The sequence below is a fragment of the Streptomyces sp. Y309 genome (assembly GCF_056712025.1).
The window spans coordinates 2,441,053-2,456,605 of sequence record NZ_CM160048.1 but is presented as its reverse complement, the minus strand read 5'-3'; the positions used below and the strand labels follow the sequence as shown (position 1 = coordinate 2,456,605).

The window sequence follows — 15,553 nt, the reverse complement described above, 5'->3', positions numbered from 1 at the left end:
GCACGGCCGGAGTGCAGGGCGAAGTCCATGCCGTGTCCCACGGAGCCCCCTACGGATTCGTGATGACGAGGTAAACCACCGGCCACCGCCCGGCATTGGCCACCGCCCGGCCGCAGGCCACCGGCCACCGGTCTCCGGTCACCCCTCACCGTTCACCAGGCAGACGCCCCCACCCGGTGACGGCTCATGAGCGCGGTGACGGATGGTGGTGGAGATGAGCCGTCGCGGCGGGCGTCACGAGAAGTCGGCAGATCCGATCGCCGGCTTCCGCCGCGTCCCTGGCCGGCTCCGGGAACAGTAGCCGCAAGTCGCAATGGCCGCTGGGGTATTCGTGGCGCAGCGTGATGCCGTGCCGGTCCAGGGCCAGGGGCACGGCCCGTATGAAGCCGTGCGGTACGCGAGGTCGGGAGAGGGCGACCAGCCCGGCCACCATGTCCTCGTGCGCGTCGGCGAGATGCGTCAGCATCGCCGCCTCCTCGACCGCGAGCGGATCGGGGGCGGCCAGGGTCATCTCGTCGAGCCCCACCTCCACTGTCCCGGCCGGAGTGCGCAAGGTGACGCGTGCGGTGTCGAGTGCCAGGGCAGTGGCAGTGGCAGCGGCGGTGGCGTCCCCGTGCCTGTCCGGCGCCAGCCACCCCGACACCGTGACGCCGGCCCTGACGCGGGAGCGGACGGCGGTCGGCGCAATGTCCGTGAACTCCAGCAGGGCGGCGAGACTGCCGCGCGGCGCCTGCGCCACCTGGGCGGCAAGAGGACTGCCGGCCTGCGGGTGCAGGGTGATCCGTCCCCTCGGGCTCACGGAGTGCATACCGATGAGGTCGTACTCCTGGCCGTCCGTGGTGAGCGACAAGGACTCGGCGCCGGCGATGACGGAGCGGACCCGCTCCGCCGCGGTCGGCTCGCCAGGCTCACCCGGTTCGGTCGGCGTTGTCTCGGCTACGGTGCTCAACGGGCCTCCATGCGGTAGAGGTTGAATCGGTACCCCTCCATCTGGCGCCGGCGCAGGGTGCCCACGATCGGGGGTGCTCGGGTCGTCGCACCGCCAACGCATGCGCGCGGCGACCTGGCTGAGGGGTGCCGAGCTCGGGACGGCGTTTCTCTGCCATGGACCACAACCCTCTTAAGTAAGGTAAGGCTAACCTTACTTAGTTGGGTGTGTCCATGCGAGGTCTCCGCGATCCGCGGCTGTTCGTTCGTCATGGCTCCATGCAACCCGATGGGTCTGACATCCGGCGGACGAGCCCGCCAAGCTGTGGACAACCCTTGGCGTGCCCCTGATCATGGTTATCCACAGGCTCAACCGGAGTGGGCGATTCCGGTGCAGAGTCGGCGCATGACGAATCACAGCGAATCAGCCGACCCGCTCGACGGGCCCGCGGTCACCTTGCGTACTCCCGCCGAACTCGCCGACGCCTTGCCGTACTTGCTCGGGTTCAGGCCCGAGAACAGCGTCGTCCTCATCGCCCTGCACGGCCCGCGCGGCCGCTTCGGCGGGCGGGTGCGCCTCGGCATTCCGCAGCGCGCGGAGGACTGGCCGGCCGTCGCGGAGCAACTGGCCCAGTGCCTGGTGAGCGGCTGCGAGCGGCGCGAGGCCCGGCCGGACGGCGTCGTGGCCTTCCTCTGCCAGGAGCCGGGAGGGTCCGCGGGGGACACCTCCGGGCTCTCCGGGCGGCAGGTCATGGAGCGCCTCAGGCCGCTGGCCCAGGCACTCCGCACCGCCTGCGGCGGCCTCGACGTCCCGGTCCTGGAGGCCGTATGCGTCTCGGAGGGGCGCTTCTGGACGTACTGCTGCCCAGATCAGCGGTGCTGTCCGGCGGACGGCACCCCGCTGCCTCCCGCGGGCACGTCGGTCCTCGCGGCAGCCACTGCGTACGCGGGCCGTCAAGTGGGCCCGGACCAGGGAAAGTTGCGGGCACGGCTCACGCCATGGCGAACCGCTGCCGCGGCGGCCCAGGAGAGCGCGCTGCACGCCGCCGCGATCGCGCTCGTGCCCAGGATCCTGGACGCGGGCGGTCATGACGGAGTCGCCGACGAGACGCTCGGCCTCGCCCGCCGTCTGATGGCCCGCCTGGACGCGGCACCCCCGAAGCCGGACCCGCTGGACGCGGACCTCCAGGACGACGAGTTGCTGGCTCACGACGAGGCCGCCGCAGTGATCCTCGGTCTCCAGGACCGCACGACGCGGGACCGGGCGGCGGAGTGGATGGAGGGGCCGGAAGCGAAGTCGGCGCTCCGGCTCTGGCGGGCACTCGCCCGCCGCTGCGTCGGCCCCTTCCACGAGCACGCGGCAGCGCCCCTGACGCTGGCCGGCTGGGTCGCCTGGTCGCTCGGCGACCTCATCGAGGGTCAGGAGGCGCTCACCATGGCGCTGATCGCCGATCCGCACTACACCTTCGCTCTGCTGCTCCACCCCGTATGCAGCGCGGACGACGATCCGGAACCGATCCGCCGCATCCTGCGCGGCGAGCGGACCCAGCGGGGGCGGAACGAGACCGAAGAAACCGAAGAAAGCGAAGAGACCGAAGAAGCCGAAGGGACCGAAGAAGCCGAAGGGACCGAAGAAGTTGAAGAAGCCGAAGAACTGGACGGCCTCGTAGTCGAAGGCACTTCATCGGCCGAAGAAGCCCCCGAACTCCAAGGCGCCGTCGACCACTTGAGTTCCACCTTCCCCACGCCACCCACGACTCCCACGCCCACGGCCCCCTCCGCCCCCACCGGCTCCGGAGTCGGTGTCGGTGCGGGTGCCGGTGCCCCGGCAGGGGCCGAGGCCAGGACCGACGCGGGCGTCGGCGCCACGTCCCGCGGTCCCCGCCGCCGCTCCCGCTCCGCCACCCGCGCGACGCGCCCGAGCGGGGGATCAGGCACGGGACCGCGGAACCGACGGCCCGCCGTCAGGCGAGACACGAGGCACGGCCGGTGAGCACAGGGGCGGAACGGCAAGTGGCGGAACGGCAAGTGAATGCAAGGGCGCGGAGCCGTCCGCCACGGCCGATCCTCGCGGTGGCTGCGGTGGCTGCGGTGGCTGCGGTGGCTGCGGTGGCTGCGGTGGCCGCGGCGGCTGTGGCGGTCGCGGCGGCCACCGCGGTCGGGGCAGTCGCCGCCGCGGCGCACCGCCGTCTGGGGGGCTTCCTGAGGCGGGTGCGTGACTTGGAGCGGCCCGCGTCCGTTCACCTGAGTGGCGGTACCCGCGTCCGGGTCGCGCCGCTGCACCGCGACCGAGTCTCCGCAGCGCAGACAACGCAGAAGAGGCTGCCCCATGCACGTTCCCGCCCCGTCTCCTGTCTCCAGTCGGTCCGATGTCGTCGGCATGCCCAAGAGATCCGAAGGCGGGCAGGCCGACCGGCCGCGCCTGCCCGCCCCGGCCTCCCGGCGCGCGCCCGCCGGGCAGGCCCTCGCACCCGTGGCACGCCGCCCCGGCGCGCTGCCGCCCACGCATGCCTCGCTGGTCTGCGTGGCCCTGCCCGCGCTGGCCGTCTCCACGGACCAGGGGCAGCTCAACGGCCGTGGCCTGGAAGGCTTCTACCGCTCGGGCCGACGCATGCTGTCGCGCTGCCAGGTCCGCGTGGCCGGGCGGGAGCCGATCGCAGTGCAGGCCCGGATGCTCTCGGCCGACAGCGCCCGCTTCGTGGCCACCGTGCTTCCCTCGACCGAGGGCGGACCCGACCCGGACGTCGTCGTGGAGCGGATCCGGCACGCCGACGGCACGGAGAGGATCACGCTGCACAGCGCGGCCAGCCGCCCCCTCCGGCTGCCCGTCGAGGTGTCGCTCGGCACGGACCTGGCGGAACTGGGCGCGGTCGCCTCCGGCACAGCCGGCCCGGAACTGCCCGCCAGCGTCCACGACTCCGGCATGCGCTGGTCCTCGGGCAAGGGCCACTGCGTGGTCACCGCCGTCCCGGCGCCCAAGGACGCCCTGGCCTCCGCCGGGCTGCTGCGCTGGGAAGTGCAGCTTCCGCCCGGCGGCAGCCAGAGTGTGGAACTGCGCGTCCGCCCCGATGGCGGCGGTCCGGTGCGAGCGGTGGGCCACGGGGCGAGCAGCCCGTTGGCCTCGGCCGGGGCAGTGGGCGACGACCCGACGGTCCAGCGGCTCCTGGAGACGTCCGTGGCGGACCTGCGGGCGCTGCTGCTGCGCGATCCAGCACATCCCGCCGATGTGTACGTGGCCGCCGGGGCACCCTGGCGCTGCGGCCTCGCACCCGCCGAAGCACTCACGGCCGCCCGGATGACCCTGCCGCTGGGCACCAGGCTCGCCGTGGGCACGCTGCGCACCCTCGCCCGCAGTCAGCTCACGAAGCCGGGGCCGCGGTCAGGCATGATCCCCGGGCCGATGCGGGCGGCGGGACCCCTTCTGCCCCCTGGATGCACAGGCGTCGAAGCCACCCTCCTGTTCCCGGTGCTCCTTGCCGAAGCCTGGCGCTGGGGCACCCCGGAAGCGGACATGGAGGAACTGCTGCCCGCTGCGGAGCGGTGCCTGCGGTGGCTCCTCGACGCCCTCGGCGACAGCACATTCCTCCCGGACCCCCACCCCGGCGGGCCCGCCCGCTGCGAGACCCAGGCCCACGCACACCGAGCGGCGCTGCTCGGCGCCGACCTCCTGGACGCCCACGGGCGTGCGGGCGGCGCCGATCTGCGGAACTGGGCGGAGCGGCTGCGTGGCCGGTTCCGGGAGGAATTCTGGGTGGCGGACCGGGCCGGCGGCCGACCGGCGGCGGCACGACTGGCCGACGGCCGACCCGTTCCGTGCCTCACCGGGAGCGCGGCCCACCTCCTGGACACCGGACTGCTCGGCGCCGGGGCGCTCGCCCCCGGCCTCCTCGACAAGGTGCAGACGGAACAGGTCGCCAGGCTGCTCGGTGGCCCCACCATGGACTCGGGCTGGGGGCTGCGCAGCCTGGGCGCGAAAGAGGCCGCGTACAACGCGTTCGGACACCGGAGCGGCGCGGTCAGACTGCACGAGACGGCCGTCGCCGTGACGGGCCTGGCCGCCGCCGGCTACGAAAAAGAGGCCGGCTCGCTGCTGCGCGGAGTGCTCGCCGCGGCCGAGGCCTTCGGCCACCGACTGCCCGAGATGTACGCGGGCGAACAGCGCGCGGCCGGGGGCGCGCCCCTGCCGCACCCCGCGGCCTGCCGCCCGGCGGCCGTGAGCGCGGCGGCCGGGGTGCAGCTCCTGACCCTGCTCGCCGGTATCCGCCCGGACGCGCCGGCCGGCACGGTGACGCTGAGTCCCGTCCGCAGCGCGCCCCTGGGCGAGCTCGGTCTTACGGCACTCAGGGTCGCGGGAGCCCCGTTCTCCGTACGGGTGAGCAGGCTCGGCCTCGCCATGGTCGAGGAGGCCGCCGACGGACTGCAGTTGGGGGTATGAGGGCGCTGGACGGAGGGGCGGAGGACACGGCGGGCCGGACGGGCGGGCCGCGGGATCCGAGCCGGAAGCAGATGACGTAAGAGGTGTTTATCGTCAGGCAGACGACTATGATCGCGGCATGTCGCCCTACGACCCGTCGGCCTTCCCGCCCTTCGCAGTCACCGTCGATCTGGTCGTGCTGACCGTGCGCCGCCACGCGCTGTGCGCGCTGGCCGTACGGCGCGGCGAGCCGCCGTTCCAGGGGCGTTGGGCACTGCCCGGCGGATTCGTGAAGATCGACGAGGACCTGTCGGCCGCGGCGGCACGGGAACTGGTCGAGGAGACCGGCCTGTGTGCCCATGATCCGGACAGCCCGGTTCAGGCCAACGGGGCACATCTGGAGCAGCTGGCGACGTACGGCGACCCCAAGCGTGATCCACGGATGCGGGTGGTCAGCGTCGCTCACCTCGCCCTCGCGCCCGACCTGCCCGCGCCCCGCGCGGGCGGTGACGCCCACAGCGCGCGCTGGGCGCCGGTCGACGCCCTGCTCACCCAGGGCGGGTACGGCCGCGAGGGCGAACAGGCGGCTCCCCTGGCGTTCGACCACGCGCAGATCCTCGCGGACGGGGTGGAACGCGCCCGTTCGAAGATCGAGTATTCCTCCCTGGCCACGGCGTTCTGCCCACCCGAGTTCACGGTCGGTGAGCTGCGACGGGTGTACGAAGCGGTGTGGGGAGTCGCCCTCGACCCGCGCAACTTCCACCGCAAGGTGACAGGCACACCGGGCTTCCTCGTCCCCACGGGCGGCACGACGACCCGCCAGGGCGGCCGCCCGGCTCAGCTCTTCCGTGCGGGCGGCGCGACGCTCCTCAACCCGCCCATGCTGCGGCCGGACGTCTGAGCGCAGGCCCCGAGCACGCGCGGCCGCACGTCGTCTGACGCAGCGGCTCGCGTGAAGTCGCCCTGAGCGAAAAGCCAGAAATGTCGCGTTATCTTGCTGCGGTACCCACGGGGTTCGTCCGTCCCCGATCCGGCGGACTCGCCCCGGCCGCCGAGCGGTCGCACATCCCGCGAGAGAAGCGATGATCCAGGCCATCGGACTGACCAGCAATCCCCGCCAGGAGCTCCCGCCCGCCGTCGACGACGTGTCCTTCGAGGCGCGCACGGGCCGTGTCACCGCACTGCTCGGCGCACCGGAAGCGGGCAAGACGACGGCGCTCAGACTGATGCTCGAACTCCAACAGGGCCGTGGAATCACCTACTTCAGGGGCCGCCCGCTGCACCGCATCGCCCACCCTTCCCGGGAAGTGGGTGTGCTGCTCGGCGAAGTCCCCGGCCATCCGGCCCGCACGGTGCGGGGTCACTTGCGGATGCTCTGCGCCGCGGTGGGGGTGCCCGTTCTGCGCGCCGACGACGTGCTGGAAGCCGTGGGACTCGTCGGCCTGCGCGAGCAGCGGCTCGGCACGCTCTCGCGCGGCATGGACCGCAGGCTCGGTCTGGCCTGCGCCCTGCTCGCCAATCCGCACACGCTCGTCCTGGACGGTCCCGCCGATGGCCTGTCCGCCCGGGAAAGCGGATGGCTGCACGGATTTCTGCGGACGCACGCGGCCCAGGGCGGCACTGTTCTGTACTCCACCCACGACCCCAAGGAGGCCGCGCGGACCGCCGACCGGGTCGTCACGCTCGACGCCGGCCGGCTCGTCGCCGACCAGGACGCGGCGGAGTTCGCCCGCACCCGGCTGCGCCCCCGGGTCGCCGTGCGCACCCCGTACGCCGCGCGCCTCGCCGCCCTCCTCACCAAGGAGGCGCGCTCACGCCGCTGGACCGTCGAGGTGGTGAAGGAGGACGGCAACAGGCTCTCGGTGTACGGCAGCACGTGCGCGGATGTGGGGGAGACCGCGTTCCGGCACGGCATCCTCGTCCATCAACTCGCCGATGAAATCGGGGACGCCGGGCCACCCACTGCTGCGGAACGGCAGGCCTCTCCCACGCCTGAGCCCGCCCCGGCACCCGCCGAGCCGCGCGCCCCCAAGGCGCCGCCCGAGAACCCCGCGCCGGAGCGTGCGCCGAGCGCGACCACGGAGAAGGCCCAGCCCCGATCCCCCCTGCCACCCCCCATCACTGTCCGCACCGTCCGCAGCCCTCTGCGCCCCTTGCGCTATGAACTGCGCCGCGCCACCGGAATCGGCACCGGATACCTCACGGTGGCCGCCGTCCTCGCCCTTTCCGCCGTCATGGGTGTCTTCCTCGCCCGGACCGGCCACACGCCACAGCCCCGCCTGCTCGCCGCCTGGCCCACCGAACTTCCCCTGCCGCCCGCGGCCCTCGGCGCGGGACTTCTCGGCGCTTTCGCCTTCGGTGAGGAGTTCCGCCATCCCGCCCTCGCCGCGGACCGCGGAACCGTCCCGCGTCGGCTGGGTCTCCTCGCCGCGAAGCTCGCGGTCGCCGCGGCCTCGGCCCTGCTCCTGGCCGTGCTCACCGTGGGATGCGACGCCGCGCTGCTCCATCTCGTATACGGACCGGAGCTCACCGAAGTTCCCGCCGACTGGCTTTCCCTGAGCGCGAGTTGGATCACTCTGATGACCGGCTGTGCCTGGGCCGGGGTGCTGGCCGCGGGCGTGTTCCGCTCCACGACCGCGGGCCTCGCCGCCGTCCTCGCCGTGCCGATCGTCGTCGTACCCCTCGTACAAAAGGCGCTGGAAGGGCCGTCTGTGCGATCGGCGGCCGGTCTGCCGGGGCGGTTGCGCGATCTCGCCCTGGTGCAATGGCCCTTCGGAGTCGAGCGGTATCTGGCCGGGGGCGTCCGCATGGTGGCTCAACCCGTGGGCAGCGCACTGACGTTGTCGGTCACCGCTCTGCTCTGCGCTTATCTGCTCACCGCCGTGCGTGGTAGGGCTCGCTGACGGCTATCTGCTGCCTTTCGTTCCCGCGTTGCGCGCAACTCTCCGGGGAGCGGCCATTTCTTTCCGATAACGCGTCAAGTGGAGCGAGGTAAGCGATCACCCTTTCGTGTGCTTTTCACCAAAGACCTCAAGGGACTTGGGAGCCACGCCGACAACTGATCCGTGAGTACCCTTGCGCACACCATGATGACCGCCGCCCGCTCCGCAGACTCCGGCCTCGCCGGTCCGGCGGGCGAACTCGACCGCTACCCCTACGCGGAGGCACCCGGTACCGACCGTGTGGCCTCGCCCGCGTGGGACGGTGCCGACCAGGACCTGGGCCGCGTGGGCCGGCGAGCCGCCGGCAGCCGCGGCCGCGGACTCCACGGCCAACTCGTCCAGCAGCTGGGCCAGATGATCGTCTCCGGTGACCTGGGGGCCGACCGCCCCCTCGTCCCGGAGGAGATCGGCCAGCGGTTCGAGGTCTCCCGCACCGTCGTCCGCGAATCGCTGCGTGTGCTGGAGGCCAAAGGCCTCGTCAGCGCCCGCCCCAACGTCGGCACGCGGGTGCGCCCCGTCAGCGACTGGAACCTGCTCGACCCGGACATCATCGAATGGCGGGCGTTCGGCCCGCAGCGCGACGACCAGCGGCGCGAACTCAGCGAGCTGCGCTGGACGATCGAGCCGCTGGCCGCCCGCCTCGCCGCGGGGCACGGCCGCGAGGAGGTCCAGCAGCGGCTCTCCGACATGGTCGAGATCATGGGCCACGCGCTGGCCCAGGGCGACTCGATCACCTTCTCCCGCGCGGACGCCGAGTTCCACTCGCTGCTCATCCAGGTCGCCGGCAACCGCATGCTGGAGCACCTGTCCGGCATCGTCTCGGCCGCGCTCCAGGTCTCCGGGGGCCCCGTCGCCGGCTGTGACCGCCCGACGGAGGCCTCCCTCGTGCACCACTCCCGGATCCTCGACGCCCTCGCCGCGGGCGACGGGGCGGGCGCCGAGGCGGCCATGCGCCAGCTCCTCACCGTCCACCCGGAGGTGGAGCGCGTCGTGCCCGCCCCCCGCGAGCACTGACCGCCTCCCGCGTCAGCACGGCAGCCCGTGCACGCCGCGCAGCATCGTTTCGCTGCTCCGACCGCCGCTTCGACATCCATTGACGCCCGGCCGTGTCGCCGGACTCCCGCGCCCCCTCGGGGGCAGGGCGGGTCCGGCGACACGGACGCGGGGGTTCCGGTGACGGCGTACGCGGAGGACGATGCTCCGGTGGCGACATCGCGTACGCCGCCGCATGCTGACGCACGCCGACGTGTACATCCGACTGGTTGATGATGGAACTCTCGTGGCTTCTGACCGTATCTAGCTGCTTTTGAGCGCTTACGGGGTGTGACTCGGGCCACGTAGATTGGGCGTAACGCTCCTACGGACAGCGCGATGACCTAAGAGGTGATAGCCGAGGAGGGAATACAGCCGTCGTTCACGGCGCTGTGCGAGCTCCACGGTCCCGCCCGCGCCGTCGGCACAATCCCCAGCCGTCGGTCGTCGGCTCCGGTCCACAGTGGACGGGGCCGGAAGCCGTTTTCCAACGTTCCGAGAGGTTGTTCGTGTCGGCCAGCACATCCCGTACGCTCCCGCCGGAGATCGCCGAATCCGTCTCTGTCATGGCGCTCATCGAGCGGGGAAAGGCTGATGGGCAGATCGCCGGCGACGACGTTCGTCGTGCCTTCGAAGCTGACCAGATCCCGGCCACTCAGTGGAAGAACGTTCTGCGCAGCCTCAACCAGATCCTCGAGGAAGAGGGTGTGACGCTGATGGTCAGTGCCGCGGAGCCGAAGCGCCCCCGCAAGAGCGTCGCAGCGAAGAGCCCGGCCAAGCGCACCGCGACCAAGACGGTCGCGGCCAAGACCGCCACGGCGAAGCCGGCCACCGCCGCGGCCGCGCCCGAGACACCGGTCGCCGCCGAAGCCGTCGCCGAGGACGGCACGGCCGCCAAGAAGACCGCTGCCAAGAAGACGACGGCCAAGAAGGCCGTCGCGAAGAAGACCGCCGCCAAGAAGACGACGGCCAAGAAGACCGCCTCCAAGAAGGAAGCCGGTGAGCTCCTGGACGAGGAGGTCACCGAGGAGACCCCCGCAGCCGGCAAGCCCGGCGAGGGCGAGCCCGCGGAGGAGGGCGCGCAGGGCTTCGTGCTCTCCGACGAGGACGAGGACGACGCGCCCGCACAGCAGGTCGCCGCCGCCGGCGCCACCGCCGACCCGGTCAAGGACTACCTGAAGCAGATCGGCAAGGTCCCCCTGCTCAACGCCGAGCAGGAGGTCGAGCTCGCCAAGCGCATCGAGGCGGGCCTGTTCGCCGAGGACAAGCTGGCCAACGCCGACAAGCTCGCGCCGAAGCTCAAGCGCGAGCTGGAGATCATCGCCGAGGACGGCCGCCGCGCCAAGAACCACCTCCTGGAGGCCAACCTCCGCCTGGTGGTCTCCCTGGCCAAGCGCTACACCGGCCGCGGCATGCTCTTCCTGGACCTCATCCAGGAAGGCAACCTCGGTCTGATCCGCGCGGTCGAGAAGTTCGACTACACCAAGGGCTACAAGTTCTCCACGTACGCCACCTGGTGGATCCGTCAGGCCATCACCCGCGCCATGGCCGACCAGGCCCGCACCATCCGCATCCCGGTGCACATGGTCGAGGTCATCAACAAGCTCGCGCGCGTGCAGCGCCAGATGCTCCAGGACCTGGGCCGCGAGCCCACCCCGGAGGAGCTGGCCAAGGAACTCGACATGACCCCGGAGAAGGTCATCGAGGTCCAGAAGTACGGTCGCGAGCCCATCTCCCTGCACACGCCGCTGGGCGAGGACGGCGACAGCGAGTTCGGTGACCTCATCGAGGACTCCGAAGCCGTCGTCCCGGCCGACGCGGTCAGCTTCACGCTGCTCCAGGAGCAGCTCCACTCCGTGCTCGACACCCTGTCCGAGCGCGAGGCGGGCGTCGTCTCCATGCGGTTCGGTCTCACCGACGGTCAGCCGAAGACCCTCGACGAGATCGGCAAGGTCTATGGAGTGACGCGAGAGCGCATCCGTCAGATCGAGTCGAAGACGATGTCGAAGCTGCGGCACCCGTCGCGCTCGCAGGTCCTGCGCGACTACCTGGACTGAGCCGGAGCCGGATCCCCGGCATCCGTCGACAGAGCACCACAGAAAGGCCCGGAGCCCCGTACAGGAGGCTCCGGGCCTTCTCTCTGCCCGCGTGGCGCGCGTGCGGGGTGCGGGGCGGTGATTGACTCTGGGTGTGCGATTGCAACCCAGAGTGAGGAGATCGCATGCGTCCTCCCATCGTCCGAACGCTGGCGCACGCGCTGGTCCTGGGGGCCGCGGCAGCGGTGCTGCCCCTGGCCTCTCCGGCCCCCGCGGCGGCCGACAGCGTCGTCATCGGAGGCAGGCCGGTGCGGGTGGCCGACAGTCCGTGGGCGGTGGCTCTCGCCAGCCGTGACCGGTTCGGGGGTACGCGGTCCGGCCAGTTCTGCGGCGGCGTCGTGATCGCCCGCTCGACGGTCCTGACCGCCGCGCACTGCATGCGCGAGGAAGTCCTCGGCGTGCCGCTCGGCCGGGTGCGGGACCTGAAGGTCATCGCCGGCCGAGAGGACCTGGCCACGAACGCGGGCAGAGAGATCTCCGTACGTCGCGTACGGGTCAATCCGAAGTACGACGCCCACACCAACGCCGGCGACTACGCGGTGCTGACGCTGTCGGAGCCCCTGCCGGAGGCCTACACGATCCAGCCGGCGGGCGCCGGTGACGCGGCGTACGAGCCCGGCACGGGCGCCGCCGTGTACGGCTGGGGCGACACCACCGGACGCGGTGACTACGCGCGGACGCTGCACGCCGCGGATGTGACGGTGCTGGCGGACAAGGTGTGCGAGGAGGCGTACCCGGGCAGTGCCGACGGGACGTACACGCCCGCTTCCATGGTGTGCGCGGGCGAACTGAAGGGTGGCAGGGACGCCTGCCAGGGCGACAGTGGAGGCCCGCTGGTCGCCCGGGGGCGGCTCATCGGCCTGGTGTCGTGGGGAGACGGCTGCGGCCGAGCGGGCAGCCCTGGGGTGTACACACGGGTCTCGGACGTCGTGCGGGGGAAGAACCGGCACGCCTGAGCGACCGGACGGTGCGAACGAGAGCGGGCGGCTGTCCCTGGGGTGCAGGGGCAGCCGCCCGGTCGCCGGTCTGGTGGTCCGGCGCTCGCTCGTCGTGGTGTGAGGCTTCAGTCCTCTTCGGATGCGCTCGCCGGCGCGGCGGTCAGGCGCTCCGTCTCATCCTGTATCTCAGCGGCGATCTTCTTGAGTTCCGGCTCGAACTTGCGACCGTGGTGGGCGCAGAAGAGCAGTTCACCGCCGCTCAACAGGACGACACGAAGGTACGCCTGGGCGCCGCAGCGGTCGCAGCGGTCAGCGGCCGTCAGGGGGCTCGCGGGGGTCAGAACAGTAGTCACGTCGCCTCTTCTCTAGCTCGACGAGCTGTCGTACCAGGGTCAACATCCAACCAGGCCGAAAACGTTCCCGCTCGTGGCTTTTCCTCGAATTTTTCTTTCGGGGTGGCTGTCTGCTGCCGGTTGGCGGCGAATGTGCCGTATTGCGTCTCTTACGTGTCGTACGGTTTCGCGCTGTCTGTCAGGTCAGGTCCTCGCCGGCTGGCTTGCCGGTTGTTCATGAGGACGTGCCCGGAGCCTAAATGGTTCATGCCTGGAAGGGAACGTGACGTGTGCTTCACTCCATCGAGGGATCGAACACGCGTACGTTTCTGGTTTAGTCTGGGCCGAGACGAGGGTGGCGTGACAACGGCTCTACCAGGCCTCGGTACCCTCTGACGGGCAGCAGAAGCCAGGTCCTTACCCCAAAGGGCCACCCTTGAAATTCAGCGAGGAGCGAACCGCGTGACCGCCGAGACGTCCGTGCCGTCCACAGCGTTGCTGACCGGAGCAGACCGTGACGGTTCCAACTACACCGCGCGGCACCTGCTCGTCCTGGAGGGACTCGAGGCCGTCCGCAAGCGTCCGGGCATGTACATCGGGTCGACGGACAGCCGTGGCCTGATGCACTGCCTCTGGGAGATCATCGACAACTCCGTCGATGAGGCCCTGGGCGGGTACTGCGACCACATCGAGGTCATCCTCCACGACGACGCCTCCGTAGAGGTCCGTGACAACGGCCGGGGCATCCCGGTCGACGTCGAGCCGAAGACCGGGCTCTCCGGAGTCGAGGTCGTCATGACCAAGCTGCACGCGGGCGGCAAGTTCGGCGGCGGCTCGTACGCCGCCTCCGGCGGCCTCCACGGCGTGGGCGCCTCGGTGGTGAACGCCCTGTCGGCCCGCCTGGACGTCGAGGTGGACCGCGCCGGGCACACGCACGCCATCAGCTTCCGCCGTGGCGTCCCCGGAGCCTTCGCGAAGACCGGGCCGGACGCGCCGTTCGACCCTGCGGCACGGCTGAGCAAGGTCAAGAAGATCCCCAAGAGCCGCAGCGGCACCCGCGTGCGGTACTGGGCCGACCGCCAGATCTTCCTCAAGGACGCCAAGCTCAGCCTGGAGAACCTGCACCAGCGCGCCCGCCAGACCGCCTTCCTCGTGCCCGGACTGACCATCGTCGTGCGCGACGAGTTCGGCCTCGGCGAGGGCGGCACGAAGGGCGAGGAATCCTTCCGCTTCGACGGCGGCATCAGCGAATTCTGCGAGTATCTCGCGCAGGACAAGGCCGTCTGCGACGTCCTCCGCTTCTCCGGCCAGGGCAGCTTCAAGGAGACGGTGCCGGTCCTCGACGAGCACGGCCAGATGACGCCCACCGAGGTCACGCGTGAGCTCGGCGTCGACGTCGCGCTGCGCTGGGGCACGGGGTACGACACGGCGGTCAGGTCCTTCGTCAACATCATCGCCACCCCCAAGGGCGGCACGCACGTGGCCGGCTTCGAGCGGTCGCTCACGAAGACGATGAACGAGGCGCTGCGCGCGCAGAAGGTCCTCCGCGTCGCCGAGGACGACGTCGTCAAGGACGACGCCCTGGAGGGCCTGACGGCCGTCGTCACCGTGCGCCTCGCGGAGCCGCAGTTCGAGGGCCAGACCAAGGAAGTGCTCGGTACGTCGGCGGCGAACCGCATCGTCGCCAACGTCATCGCCAAGGAGCTCAAGGCGTTCCTGACCTCCACCAAGCGGGACGCCAAGGCACAGGCCCGCGCCGTCATGGAGAAGGTCGTCGCCGCGGCCCGCACGCGCATCGCCGCCCGCCAGCACAAGGACGCCCAGCGCCGCAAGACCGCGCTGGAGTCCTCCTCGCTGCCGGCGAAGCTCGCCGACTGCCGCAGCGACGACGTGGACCGCAGCGAGCTCTTCATCGTCGAGGGAGACTCCGCGCTCGGCACCGCCAAGCTCGCCAGGAACTCCGAGTTCCAGGCGCTCCTGCCGATCCGCGGCAAGATCCTCAACGTCCAGAAGGCCTCGGTCTCGGACATGCTCAAGAACGCCGAGTGCGGCGCGATCATCCAGGTCATAGGAGCCGGGTCCGGCCGGACCTTCGACATCGACGCGGCACGCTACGGCAAGATCATTCTGCTGGTCGACGCAGATGTCGACGGCGCGCACATCCGCATCCTGCTGCTGACGCTGTTCCAGCGCTACATGCGGCCCATGGTCGAGGCGGGCCGCGTGTTCGCCGCCGTGCCGCCGCTGCACCGAATCGAACTGATCCAGCCCAAGAAGGGCCAGGAGAAGTACATCTACACGTACTCGGACCGCGAACTGCGCGACACCCTGCTCGAGTTCGAACGCAAGGGCGTGCGCTACAAGGACTCGATCCAGCGGTACAAGGGCCTGGGCGAGATGGACGCCGACCAGCTGGCCGAGACGACGATGGACCCGCGCTATCGCACCCTGCGCCGGATCAACATCTCCGACCTCGAATCCGCGGAGCAGGTCTTCGATCTGCTGATGGGCAACGAGGTCGCGCCGCGCAAGGAGTTCATCACGAGCTCGGCGGCGACGCTGGACCGCTCGCGCATCGACGCGTGAGGCCGCTGCCGAGCGAGTGAGGGACCGGCCCCTGCACGAGTCGTCGCAGGGGCCGTCCGGATGCCCGCGAACGGCACGCCGTGGGCCGACTCCACCTGCGGGTGGAGACACTCGGTCCACCCGTGATCCACCCCTGCTCCGATCCTCTGACCAGGCCGGTTCCGTAGCGTCGAAGGCGTCGTACTTCGTCGTCCGCGCACGCCATCGGAGGCTGTGATGCCCGGGTTCGCCAACGCGTTGCTGATCCTCGCCGCAGTCGCTCTTGTCGTCGTGCGCCAGACGCGGC

General features: G+C 71.2%; 10 protein-coding genes. 8 read left to right on the top strand and 2 right to left on the bottom strand.

The window, feature by feature from the left end; genetic code table 11:
* Positions 1 to 184 precede the first annotated feature (184 nt).
* Positions 185 to 949, bottom strand: a complete 765-nt coding sequence (locus AC0KTA_RS09080) for a DUF2470 domain-containing protein (RefSeq protein WP_481054610.1) — start codon at positions 947 to 949, stop codon at positions 185 to 187.
* A gap of 384 nt (positions 950 to 1,333) precedes the next feature.
* Here AC0KTA_RS09080 and AC0KTA_RS09075 point away from each other — a divergent pair, with 384 nt between their 5' ends.
* The 7 genes from AC0KTA_RS09075 (at position 1,334) to AC0KTA_RS09045 (ending at position 12,367) form a co-directional block, all read left to right on the top strand.
* Positions 1,334 to 2,920, top strand: coding sequence for a DUF4192 domain-containing protein (locus AC0KTA_RS09075; RefSeq protein WP_481054609.1), 1,587 nt, complete (start codon positions 1,334 to 1,336; stop codon positions 2,918 to 2,920).
* A 387-nt stretch (positions 2,921 to 3,307) separates the two neighbouring features.
* Positions 3,308 to 5,362, top strand: a complete 2,055-nt coding sequence (locus tag AC0KTA_RS09070) for a glycogen debranching N-terminal domain-containing protein (RefSeq protein ID WP_481054608.1) — start codon at positions 3,308 to 3,310, stop codon at positions 5,360 to 5,362.
* 118 nt (positions 5,363 to 5,480) lie between these two features.
* The gene (locus AC0KTA_RS09065; protein ID WP_481054607.1) at positions 5,481 to 6,242 is read left to right on the top strand and encodes an NUDIX hydrolase; all 762 of its coding nucleotides are present in this window, start codon (positions 5,481 to 5,483) and stop codon (positions 6,240 to 6,242) included.
* A gap of 181 nt (positions 6,243 to 6,423) precedes the next feature.
* Positions 6,424 to 8,244, top strand: a complete 1,821-nt coding sequence (locus AC0KTA_RS09060) for an ABC transporter ATP-binding protein (protein ID WP_481054606.1) — start codon at positions 6,424 to 6,426, stop codon at positions 8,242 to 8,244.
* A gap of 162 nt (positions 8,245 to 8,406) precedes the next feature.
* On the top strand, positions 8,407 to 9,297 hold the full coding sequence (locus AC0KTA_RS09055) for a FadR/GntR family transcriptional regulator (protein ID WP_481054605.1): 891 nt from the start codon (positions 8,407 to 8,409) through the stop codon (positions 9,295 to 9,297).
* Positions 9,298 to 9,818: 521 nt separating this feature from the next.
* Positions 9,819 to 11,372, top strand: coding sequence for an RNA polymerase sigma factor (locus AC0KTA_RS09050; RefSeq protein ID WP_481054604.1), 1,554 nt, complete (start codon positions 9,819 to 9,821; stop codon positions 11,370 to 11,372).
* Positions 11,373 to 11,536: 164 nt separating this feature from the next.
* The gene (locus tag AC0KTA_RS09045) at positions 11,537 to 12,367 is read left to right on the top strand and encodes a S1 family serine peptidase (protein WP_481054603.1); all 831 of its coding nucleotides are present in this window, start codon (positions 11,537 to 11,539) and stop codon (positions 12,365 to 12,367) included.
* Between the two features lie 107 nt (positions 12,368 to 12,474).
* Here the strand turns inward: AC0KTA_RS09045 and AC0KTA_RS09040 are convergent, their stop codons facing one another.
* Complete coding sequence (locus AC0KTA_RS09040) at positions 12,475 to 12,702, bottom strand: DUF7455 domain-containing protein (protein WP_481054602.1); 228 nt, start codon at positions 12,700 to 12,702, stop codon at positions 12,475 to 12,477.
* Positions 12,703 to 13,143: 441 nt separating this feature from the next.
* Here AC0KTA_RS09040 and AC0KTA_RS09035 point away from each other — a divergent pair, with 441 nt between their 5' ends.
* Positions 13,144 to 15,267, top strand: coding sequence for a DNA gyrase/topoisomerase IV subunit B (locus AC0KTA_RS09035; RefSeq protein WP_481054601.1), 2,124 nt, complete (start codon positions 13,144 to 13,146; stop codon positions 15,265 to 15,267).
* The last annotated feature ends 286 nt before the right edge of the window (positions 15,268 to 15,553 follow it).

Excerpts from the sequence above, each read along its gene's own strand:
- AC0KTA_RS09075 (WP_481054609.1), top strand. The coding sequence starts at position 1,334 with ATGACGAATCACAGCGAATCAGCCGACCCGCTCGACGGGCCCGCGGTC.
- AC0KTA_RS09045 (WP_481054603.1), top strand. The coding sequence starts at position 11,537 with ATGCGTCCTCCCATCGTCCGAACGCTGGCGCACGCGCTGGTCCTGGGG.
- AC0KTA_RS09060 (WP_481054606.1), top strand. The coding sequence starts at position 6,424 with ATGATCCAGGCCATCGGACTGACCAGCAATCCCCGCCAGGAGCTCCCG.
- AC0KTA_RS09065 (WP_481054607.1), top strand. The coding sequence starts at position 5,481 with ATGTCGCCCTACGACCCGTCGGCCTTCCCGCCCTTCGCAGTCACCGTC.
- AC0KTA_RS09070 (WP_481054608.1), top strand. The coding sequence starts at position 3,308 with ATGCCCAAGAGATCCGAAGGCGGGCAGGCCGACCGGCCGCGCCTGCCC.